The 1583-nt window shown below is 69.3% G+C and carries 3 protein-coding genes; 1 reads left to right on the top strand and 2 read right to left on the bottom strand.

The annotated features are described in order from the left end of the window. Window positions 1–383 (top strand): AAA family ATPase (locus AOK15_RS39035; RefSeq protein ID WP_157870511.1); only part of this gene is annotated, 383 nt, incomplete at its 5' end. A gap of 18 nt (window positions 384–401) precedes the next feature. Here the strand turns inward: AOK15_RS39035 and AOK15_RS39030 are convergent. Continuing rightward, a complete protein-coding gene (locus AOK15_RS39030) occupies window positions 402–1016 on the bottom strand; it encodes a GTP-binding protein (RefSeq protein WP_055523702.1) in 615 nt (204 codons plus the stop codon). Next, entirely contained in the window at window positions 964–1407 is a 444-nt protein-coding gene (locus AOK15_RS39025) for a DUF742 domain-containing protein (protein WP_420877031.1), read from the bottom strand. Before AOK15_RS39025 ends, AOK15_RS39030 begins: the two co-directional genes overlap by 53 nt. Window positions 1408–1583 lie beyond the last annotated feature (176 nt).

Genomic DNA, 1583 nt, shown 5'->3' with positions numbered 1-1583 from the left:
TGCGGGCCGAGACCGCCTGGGACGCCCTGGACCGGGAGGGTTTCTCGCCGGACTCGGTCAGCCATGGTGAGGGCTTTCTCGCGGCGCTCCGCGGGAAGTTCCTCGACCCGGGGCTCTATGTTCTAGACGAGCCGGAGGCCGCGCTCTCCTTCTCCTCGTGCCTGGAGCTGATCGGGCACCTAGACCGGTTGGCCAAGGAGGGCGGCCAGGTCGTCTGTGCCACGCACTCCCCCTTGCTCACCGCCCTGCCGGGCGCGGACATCATCGAGGTCGGCGAGCACGGCATGCGCAGGGTGGCCTGGCAGGAGCTCGGCATCGTGGACCACTGGCGGCGCTATCTCGCCGACCCGCACGCCTATCTGCGGCACATCGTCGAACCGTAGGCCGCCTCCCCCTCACCGTCAGGTCGCCGCGGCCGCTCGGGCGCGGGACAGTGCGACGTCGAGTACGACGAGCAGCGCGTCGCGTACCGAGCCGGTCCGGCGGGCGTCGAACACGGTCAGCGGTACGTGGTCGGCGATGTCCAGTGCCCATCGCACCTCGTCCAGGTCGTGTTCGACCTCTCCGTCGAAGGCGTTGACGGCGACCGCGAACGGGATGCGCTTGTGTTCGAAGTAGTCCACGGCCGCGTAGCAGTCGTCGAGGCGGCGGGTGTCGACGATGACCAGGGCGCCGACCGCGCCGTCGACGATGTCGTCCCACATGAAGCCGAAGCGGTCCTGGCCCGGTGTGCCGAACAGGTACAGCTTCAGGGTCGGGTCGAGGGTGATGCAGCCAAAGTCCATGGCGACGGTGGTGGTGGTCTTGTCGGGCGTGTGCGTGAGGTCGTCCACGCCCGCGGCCACCTCGGTGATCGCGGCCTCGGTGGTGAGAGGGCGTATCTCGGAGATCGACCCCACGGTGGTGGTCTTGCCGACCCCGAAGCCGCCGGCGATGACCAGCTTGACCGGCAGCGGCGGCTGTTCAACCACTGTCGCGGAGTGTGCCCCGTGAGTCGGGGACGGCACGGAGACCATTGATAACCCTTCGCAGTACGGAGATGTCCTGGGCGGCCCGGGCGTGCGGCACGTAGATCGCCAGGTGCCCTGCGGCACACAGGTCCTCGGCGAGCACTCGGACGACGTTGAGGTGCAGGCGCAGGCGGGCGGCCAGTTCCGCGACCGACTGCGGCCGTCGGCAGGCGGCGACGATGTCGTGGTGCTCGAAGGCGAGTTTGCCGAGGACGGTGAGCCCGGCCGCCGTCGACACGATCTGCGTCTCGATCGGGATCGGTGCCGCCGCGCCTCCCCCCGACACCCGGCCGGCGGTCAGCAGGAACGGTCGGACCGCGGGAGCGCGGCCGACCGCGGCCTCCTCCTCGTCCCACGTCCCTTCTTCTGTCTCCTGTGGTTCTCGTCCACCGGCCACCATGACGACCTCCTGCCTCGCGGGATGGGTCAGCCGACCACGGGGGCGCCGACACTGTTCTTCAGCTCCATCACCAGTTGCGGGGTGAGCGCGGCTCCGGCGCGGTTGGCGAAGAGGGTCATCTCGTAGGCGATGTTGCCGAGTTTCGCCTCCTTGGAGGCGAAACTCGGCAACAT

Origin of the sequence: Streptomyces ossamyceticus, assembly GCF_001418475.1 — a bacterium.
GTDB lineage: Bacteria > Actinomycetota > Actinomycetes > Streptomycetales > Streptomycetaceae > Streptomyces > Streptomyces ossamyceticus.
Note: the sequence above shows the minus strand (reverse complement) of the source record. Positions and strands in the feature narration are given on the sequence as shown.

What these genes read in the sequence shown, in the direction of transcription:
- AOK15_RS39030 (WP_055523702.1), bottom strand. Translation starts at nt 1,016, where the DNA reads ATGGTCTCCGTGCCGTCCCCGACTCACGGGGCACACTCCGCGACAGTG.